The organism is Bacillus sp. AFS023182 (assembly GCF_002560575.1).
In the GTDB taxonomy this organism is placed as follows: domain Bacteria; phylum Bacillota; class Bacilli; order Bacillales; family Bacillaceae_G; genus Bacillus_A; species Bacillus_A arachidis.
In genome coordinates, this window is sequence record NZ_NTRO01000044.1 from 1 (window position 1) to 8,023 (window position 8,023).

10 protein-coding genes and 1 pseudogene are annotated in these 8,023 nt (G+C 33.0%); 8 read left to right on the forward strand and 3 right to left on the reverse strand.

The features are described 5' to 3' along the window. Positions 1-327 precede the first annotated feature (327 nt). The 4 genes and pseudogenes from CN288_RS19200 to CN288_RS19215 form a co-directional block, all read left to right on the forward strand. Positions 328-612 (forward strand): annotated as a pseudogene (locus CN288_RS19200) (sortase); the annotation flags it as partial. Between the two features lie 120 nt (positions 613-732). Beyond that, positions 733-1,260, forward strand: a complete 528-nt coding sequence (locus tag CN288_RS19205; RefSeq protein WP_098302880.1) for a DUF4352 domain-containing protein — start codon at positions 733-735, stop codon at positions 1,258-1,260. Between the two features lie 24 nt (positions 1,261-1,284). Beyond that, entirely contained in the window at positions 1,285-1,629 is a 345-nt protein-coding gene (locus CN288_RS19210; RefSeq protein ID WP_098302881.1) for a DUF4064 domain-containing protein, read from the forward strand. Between the two features lie 139 nt (positions 1,630-1,768). Further along, a complete protein-coding gene (locus CN288_RS19215) occupies positions 1,769-2,338 on the forward strand; it encodes a DUF4352 domain-containing protein (protein ID WP_255260019.1) in 570 nt (189 codons plus the stop codon). 157 nt (positions 2,339-2,495) lie between these two features. On the opposite strand, the gene CN288_RS19220 is transcribed toward CN288_RS19215, so the two are convergent. Then, positions 2,496-2,795, reverse strand: coding sequence for a hypothetical protein (locus tag CN288_RS19220; protein WP_098302882.1), 300 nt, complete (start codon positions 2,793-2,795; stop codon positions 2,496-2,498). Between the two features lie 17 nt (positions 2,796-2,812). Further along, positions 2,813-4,048 carry a hypothetical protein gene (locus CN288_RS19225; RefSeq protein WP_098302883.1) on the reverse strand — a complete coding sequence of 412 codons (1,236 nt, stop codon included), beginning with the start codon at positions 4,046-4,048 and terminating at the stop codon, positions 2,813-2,815. 61 nt (positions 4,049-4,109) lie between these two features. On the opposite strand from CN288_RS19225, the gene CN288_RS19230 reads away from it, so the two are divergent. Continuing rightward, positions 4,110-4,430 (forward strand): hypothetical protein, encoded by a 321-nt coding sequence (locus CN288_RS19230; RefSeq protein WP_098302884.1) that lies wholly within the window; start codon positions 4,110-4,112, stop codon positions 4,428-4,430. Continuing rightward, positions 4,417-4,731 (forward strand): hypothetical protein, encoded by a 315-nt coding sequence (locus CN288_RS19235; RefSeq protein WP_098302885.1) that lies wholly within the window; start codon positions 4,417-4,419, stop codon positions 4,729-4,731. The genes CN288_RS19230 and CN288_RS19235 overlap by 14 nt, the downstream gene beginning before the upstream one ends. Positions 4,732-5,511: 780 nt before the next feature. Here the strand turns inward: CN288_RS19235 and CN288_RS19240 are convergent. Then, positions 5,512-6,123, reverse strand: coding sequence for a TetR/AcrR family transcriptional regulator (locus tag CN288_RS19240; RefSeq protein ID WP_098302886.1), 612 nt, complete (start codon positions 6,121-6,123; stop codon positions 5,512-5,514). Positions 6,124-6,297: 174 nt separating this feature from the next. On the opposite strand from CN288_RS19240, the gene cyoE reads away from it, so the two are divergent. Together cyoE and CN288_RS19250 are read left to right on the forward strand one after the other, a co-directional pair. After that, the gene (gene cyoE / locus CN288_RS19245) at positions 6,298-7,215 is read left to right on the forward strand and encodes a heme o synthase (RefSeq protein ID WP_098302887.1); all 918 of its coding nucleotides are present in this window, start codon (positions 6,298-6,300) and stop codon (positions 7,213-7,215) included. 78 nt (positions 7,216-7,293) lie between these two features. After that, a partial coding sequence (locus CN288_RS19250) for an IS4 family transposase (protein WP_141527987.1) occupies positions 7,294-8,023 on the forward strand: 730 nt, incomplete at its 3' end.

An 8,023-nucleotide genomic window follows, 5' to 3' on the forward strand; every position in this document is an offset into this window, starting at 1 on the left:
TACTTGAAGTACTTGAAGTACTTGAAGTACTTGAATTATTTGAAACCGAAGAACATCCACCTAATAATAAAATACCGATTATAATCGTAATAAATCTAAATTTCATTTTATATCTCCTTTTCAATATGCAATGATTCTAATATAACATAAATCAGAAATTAAATACCCTTAGCGTGGGTTTTTTTTTAAATGCTGGCGGTACCTCATAAAGTGTGTACATAAATCAATGTTCAATTAATCTTTGAATTTTATCTTTCTGAACATGTATTTATCTTTTAAAAATGCTGCCAAGATAAGTTTTTTTCCAAAAATGATATGGTGACCCCTACTACGCCATCTGAAAGCGGGCATACTGTTTTAAGTGGACATCGAGATACTGTATTTACCGAACTCTGCCAACTAAAGGAAAATGATCAACTTATCGTAGAGTATGAAAATAAAACATATACATATAACATTAACAAGCATTGGATAACAGACTCAGAAGATCGAACGGTTATTGTACAAAAGGACGAACCTACATTAACATTAACAACCTGTTATCCTTTTGATTATATTGGTGACGCACCTGATTGTTATATAATTGAGTCATCTTTAATTTCTATCCAATAAAAAAGGAGCTTCGGCTCTCTTTTTTTATTCCATTCAACAAAATTCGACAAAATAGTTGCAACTGGATTTGTTATGATTGGTTTTGGAAATCTTACATTTTACATAATTGGAGGAAACAAAATGTATAAAAAGCTGGGTACACTTACTATGGCTGGAGCGCTCGCTTTAAGTTTAGCGGCATGTGCAGAGACTGAAGAAACTGCAAAGAAAGTATCAAATGACACCAAAACAGAACAAGCAACTGAAAAGAAAGAAGAGAAAAAAGAATTTAAAATTGGAGAAACAATTCAACTAGGAGACCACAAATTAACTGTTACCAAGGTTGATAAGTCACCAGGTGGAGAATTTGAAAAACCTAAAGATGGTCATGAATTTTTAATTGCTAATGTAACTATAGAAAATGGCGGTAAAGAAGAAATAAGTTATAACCCTTACGATTTTAGCTTACAAAACAGCGAAGGTAATATTGTAGATATAGCGTTTACTATGGTTAACCAAGACACCCAATTAAATTCCGGAAAGCTTGCACCAAACGGAAAAATAACTGGAACCATTGCCTTCGAATCAAAGCAAGGGGATCCTAAACTTCAATTAATCTTCAAACCAAACTTCTTATCAGAAAAAGAAATTCGAATTAATCTTCAATAATAAATTAAGAACGGAGTAATAATTATGAAACGCACAACTGAATTTGTATTAGGACTTATCGGAGGGATTTTCGGTATTATTTGCGCATTTATCGCTTTATTAATCGGCGGTATGGGAGCTGCTTTCGAAGCAGACGGGGCAGACACGGTAATTGGCCTGGGATGGGGAGCTGTTGCTCTATCAATCTTAGGGATTGTTGGCAGTGTAGTAGTTAAAAAGAATGCTAAAGTCGGTGGAATTATGATGACCGTTGCTGCTATCGGTGGATTCATCTGTATTTCACTTATTTACATCTTACCAGGAGTATTATTATTAATTGGTGGATTGATGGGGATCTTCCGTAAAGGAAAAGCTTCTGTATCTGCATAACCTTATCTAAAAACAATTAAAAATAGGGAGCGAACACAGCTCTCTATTTTTATGCATCCTAAAATATTACATATTCAAATAATGGTAAATTTGATACTATTTCATTATTAAAATCTAACTATATAAGGGAGAGGTAAGGGTGGAAACTGAAACGAATACAAAGTCAAAAGTTTGGGAATATGTTGGATGGGGAGCAGTTGTAATCCTAGGAGCTATCATGACATTTTTTATCATGATGCTAGTATTTGGTGATCCTAAAACAAAATACAAAGCACAAGAAACAACAACAGAGGGGAATGTTGTTAAAGATGCTGAAGAAGACTTAAAGAAAGAATACTCTGTAGGGGAAACAATTAAACTTGGAGACCATAGGGTTACTGTTACTGATGTAAAGAAATCAAATGGTGGGGAAATCGATAAACCAAAACAGGGTAATGAATACGTGATCGTATCTGTAAATATCTTTAACGGTGGCAAAGAGGATATCCCATACAATCCATTAGACTTTGAAATGAGAAACAGCAAAGGGAATATCACTAGAATGACCTTTTCCTTGGTTAATCAAAATACCGCTTTAAGTTCTGGGCAATTAGCACCAAACGGACAAGTTGCAGGAACTATTGTGTTTGAACAACCTGTTGGAGAAAAACTAAAACTACAATTCACTCCTAACTTCTGGAGTAATAAAAAAGTTATTATTAATTTGTAAATCAAAAAAAGCACATGCAATGGGGATAACATGTGCAAGAAAATAGTAATTTAGGTAACTTAACCATAGCATAAAAGCTCTGATTTAAGGGGCTTTTTATTTTTTTATCAATAAAATAATGATTAGAATACAAAAAACACTCCGATGCGAGTGTTTTTTAATACTTAGGACCCATCATCAAAAATTGGTTTGACAGGGCTTCCGTTGCCTTTCTATACTTTTCTAAATCACCTTCTATATTTTTAAAAGCGTCAATTCTATAAACAAGTTGGCTTTCCAATTCAGTAAGCCTTCTTTCAACTTCTTTTGAAGTATTGCCATCCCATCTGTCAGCTAAAACCGTTTTTATAGACCTTAAATTTTTTCTATGATTCTCTAAATCCGATATACATTTCACTAAATCATTTTGCGCGCCTAATACATCTACGGCATGATTAATAACATCATAATTCTTCATACAATCCTCCCCTTCTGTTAACTCTTAGTATCTACTTGTTTGAATTTATCCGCTTGTTGATCTATAAAGTCCGCTGCTGAACGAACTGGCTCCATATAACTTCTTTGAAAGCCATAAACAGCATAAGTTATCGTGTTAATTAAATTTCCATCTACACTAGCTGGCGATTCGTGTAATACATTAATTATTTTATTACTTGCTCCAGTAAGCTTTTGATTTATATCTTCTATTTCCCTTTTTAAATCCCGCGTAATTTGCTTTATCTCATCTACCGATAGACGAATCCTTATTTCACCTGCACGAGGAGAAGATAAAAGCCTTTGGCCGGTTTCCCCATCATACATATTTGGCATATTGAATAAACCATATTTATCATAAGAATAATTACCCATAGAATGATAATTCGGTCCCGCACCTGTCATGACAAGCCTCACAATATTGTAGTCGATCATTGCACCAGTTAATATCGGATTATATCGACTCATCTTATGAATAAAATTACTATTTATCGCATCTGGCTTATCTGTATAATACAAATGTCCAATACGACCTCTTTGTTTATTATCATTCCCTTTAAACCCCGTAAATACTGTATCATTGGGATTTCCATAAGTTGTAATCAGATTTTGATATTCTCCCCTTAACGCTTTTTCCTTTTTATCTTTAGGTAATAAATCAATAACATTTGGAGCTTCAAAACTTACAGCTGGCACATTATTCATAACCCCTGCATATTCACCTAAACCACCACCTAAAGAATGACCAGTTAATGTAAGCTGATACCCCTCTAGGCCATTTTTAGGATCTGCCATATACTTCTTTACCTCTTGTGTTAAAACATCAGCATTAGTAAATTGACTTTCTTCTACTGACCTTTTAGTTCTTTCTCTAGCTGCAGCAAAGTTAAATTGCTCAGTTAAAGGAAGCGACGAGAGATCTAATGCATTCATCTTATCTAAGCTATCTTGATTTTTTTTAAAACGTCCCCCAAATACATCGAAAGCATCCGTGTCATAAAAATCTCGTGGCTCTTGTGAACCGCGAAAAGCAATAACAATTTGTTTCGTTTCATCATTTTTATAAATGGTTGCATCAAAACTATTTATAGGATTATGTAATGGTACAGAACTAGGTATTTTAACAGGTATCCAAACCTCTCTATGATTTCCGACTTTTATATCTACCTTATCCGCTTTTCTATAACTTTGTCCTGATAATTCAACTAACGCATTATCACTAATAGAACTACTCATAGTTTCCTCCTAAAAAGATTTATAATATGATCATATTATAAATTTTTTTAGGAGGAAAAATATGGTTTTTTCAAAAAAAAGAAATATTATAATTCTAATAATTTTAGCTATTACTGTTTTAGTCGTAGGTTATACTATATCAAGTATCCAAAATGAAAAACAAACAAAAGAAAAAGCTGCTGAAGTTGCAATACAGCATATAAAGAAAGAAGAACATGTAGATGTTATTGTAACTGAAGTCGAAATTATGCCAGCCTTGAGGGGGGGACTTATTGAAGTCACTGGCCATGTTAAAAATGATAAAGAGAGGACTTTCTTTGTTACAATAAATAACAATCGAGATTATTTAGTCATGGGTTGGAATTTAGATGATCCAAAGTAAACAACGAAACATTATAATTTTAATCATTTTAGCAATTATCGTTTTAACTATAGGATGTACCGCAAAATTTATTCATGACAGAAATATTGAAAAAGCTGCAAAAGAAAAAGCTACTGAAGTTGCAATACAGCACATGAAAAAAGAAGAGAATATAGATTTTGTTGTAACCGATGTCAAAATTCACCATTTAGAACTAGAAGGTTTTATTAAAGTAAGCGGATATGATAAAAATAATAAACAAAAGAAACATTACGTTGTAATAAATAAAATTCAAAACTATGAAGTCGCTTATTGGGGATAAAGTTACTGAAAAAATAAGCTAATTTATAATAAAATCTTAACAACTAAATACATAAAATAACATGATTATAGCGAGGGAATGCTTGTATGCTGATCTATACTGCATTCTCTTATTCTATGAGGGGAAATATGGGGAATTTAAAAAAGAAAAATATCATAGTTTCAATCATTATAGCAAGTATAATTCTAACCATAGGTTGTACCACATCATTTATTCATAATAGGGGTCCTGCCGCATGCCCATCAAGTTAAGGAGACGAATTTCCCCATCACCATCAAGCTAAGAAAAGCAAATACCCCAAAACGAGAGAATTGACCTCCCGAGGTGAACTGTATAATTTTTTTTGTTAGGGGGCGTTATAAAAAAGAAATACCCTTTCCTATAATCGATGTTGCATGAGCTTAACTTGAAAAGCATATGTACTACCGAAAAAACGTTGATATTGTGTATTATCAAGATCTAAATTATAAATATCATTATGAAGTAAAAGAAAGTACATATTAGAGATAAACGATATGTACCCTCCTTTTATCAAACTAAAGAACTTGATAGATTAATAATAAGAAGCATAATCGATCTACTCTCTAGTAATCATTGTATAGTTAATATATGTTAAGATAATTTTTTGACTTTTATTAGATAACTTGTACTTAATAGTTTTAAAAAGGTTACACATCATTTGTACACTAAAGCCATATATCTTATTCGATATTTGATGTCCACAATTGTACTATATTTCTAGCTTTGTATATTTAAACTCTGTTTGGACAAGAGAATTTTCTAATCTTTTTGCCGAGGAGACAGGAGCATATTTTGTAGTGCTTTTCCGAATATATTCAGGGGCACACGTTCTTCACTAATATAATAAAATATAGCCATACCATTCTCTAATGAAAGAATCGTCCATGCCATTTCATCCGCAGATAGTGTAGATTCATTCTCCTTCGACATCAATTTTTCGATGGCTTTGGAAATTTGTTCTACCGAGTCCGTTATCATATTAGACCATTTATGGCGCACCGATTCTTCACGCATCGCATAAAGGAGAAATTCCATGTTAAGCATGCTCCATGTTCGATTTTTCTGCCTAATTGAAAGGGAATATTCATCTATAGTTTCGATAAAATGTGATAATGAATGCTGTTTGTCTATTATTTGATGGATGTTATGCACATGTAAATGCATTTGTTTTTCCAATATGGCTAGAAAGAGCTCTTCTTTGGAATTAAAATGAGAATAAACGGCCCCCTTACTAAACCCGGCATACTCTGCAATTTTATCAACAGAAGCTCCGTGAAAGCCTAATTGAGCAAAAACCTCAACAGCTGATTCTAAAAGCAATTGCCTTGTTTCCTTCTTTCTTTCTTCTTGAGTTAATCTTCGTCTAATCATTCTTCTCCCTCCATATCTTGACAATTATACCATATGGAACTAATATACCATATAGTATATAAATTCTATATGGTATTTAAATTAGTATATATGTATGAAATAAACTCAATAATGTCATTTTAGATTTGAGCATGATAATTATAGATAATCTAGTAAAAGGGGAGAAGGGGAATCATGCAAAAAACAGAAAACCTTACAATACCGAAACAGACTTTGGCAAAAATTTTGGCGCAAACAGTTAAAACAGGAATTATTAAATCAAACCTGATTCCAATGTTTGCTGGATTGACATTGGCATTATATACATATCAGATTAGCTTGTTTGAGAAACTTCCGGAAATAATCTTTGCTTTGGTTGGCTCTATTTTAGTAATGGGTGCAGCAGGGGCTTTTAATAACTTATATGATCGTGATATTGATTCTATTATGGAGAGAACAAAAAGTAGACCGACTGTGACAGGAGAAATAAAACCCAAAACTGTATTATGGCTTGGCGCTTTAATGACCATCTTCGGGTTATTTGCTCTTGCATTAACAACTCTGCTAGCAGCATTCTTAGGATTTTTAGGCTTATTTTTTTATATTGTCCCATATACAATGTGGAGCAAAAGAAGAACAATTTATAATACGGAGGTTGGAAGTATTTCAGGAGCAATGCCCCCTCTCATAGGATGGGCTGCTATTTATCCAGACATTACACATCCTGCTATTCTTGGTCTTTTTGTAATTACAGTTATTTGGCAAATGCCTCATTTCTATGCCATAGCTATTCGCAAACATGATGAGTATAAGGCTGCTAAAGTTCCTATGCTTCCAGTAGTCAAAGGTGTTAAAAGAACATATATGCAAACTAATATTTATTTAATCGTTTTAATTGCAATGAGTTTCCTTTTTAGTTCTTTAAGCCTCGGCCTTATGTTAGTAGCACTTCTTTTAAGTATTTTGTGGCTCATCTTAAGTATCTTCGGTTATAAAAAAATGGATCCAGAGAAATGGGCAAAATCAATGTTTGTTTATTCCCTTCTTCATATGACTATCTTGTTTTCAACTGTAATTATATATTCTCTTATGGGCATTTTTTTTGATTTATAAAAATTATATTTTTGTAGTCATAACACGAAAAAGACACTATTCTTTCGGTAGAGTATAGGAAAGGATGGTGTTTTTGATATGAATTTATCAATTTTTGATGAACTAGAATTGTTTTCTAAAGAGTTGCAACGATATATGTCACCACATGCTTTGGAACAGTTAGCTAGAAAAGTAGGATATGTTCAACGAAAAAGTAAATATCGAGCACAAGATTTAGTAGCCCTATGTGTTTGGTTAAGCCGCAATATAGCTCATACTTCATTGACGCAATTATGTAGTCGATTTGATGCTAACACGGGCATTTCTATGAGTCCTGAAGGACTCAATCAACGTTTTAACTCTCAGGCTGTGCAATTTTTACAACAACTCTTAGCACATTTACTTCACCAACAATTTTGTTCTTCTAGCAAGATTCCAACTTTGTATACAAACAACTTTCGGCGTATTCGTGTATTGGATTCTACACATTTTCAGGTTCCGGATAAATTTGCCTCTACATATCAAGGTTCCGGTGGTAGCGGTCAAAATGCTGGCGTAAAAATTCAGCTAGAGTATGATTTACTAAGTGGTCAATTTCTTCATGTTCATGTAGGATCGGGAAAGCACAATGATAAAACTTATACTTCTACTTGTTTAACATCCCTTCAACCGAACGATGTATGTATACGTGATTTAGGATATTTCGACTTAAAAGATTTACATACTATAAGCGAGTGTGGTGCTTATTTTATTTCACGATTAAAGCTCAATACACGTATATATCAGAAGAATAAAGAACCTGAATACTTTGAAGTGAACCCTGAAAATG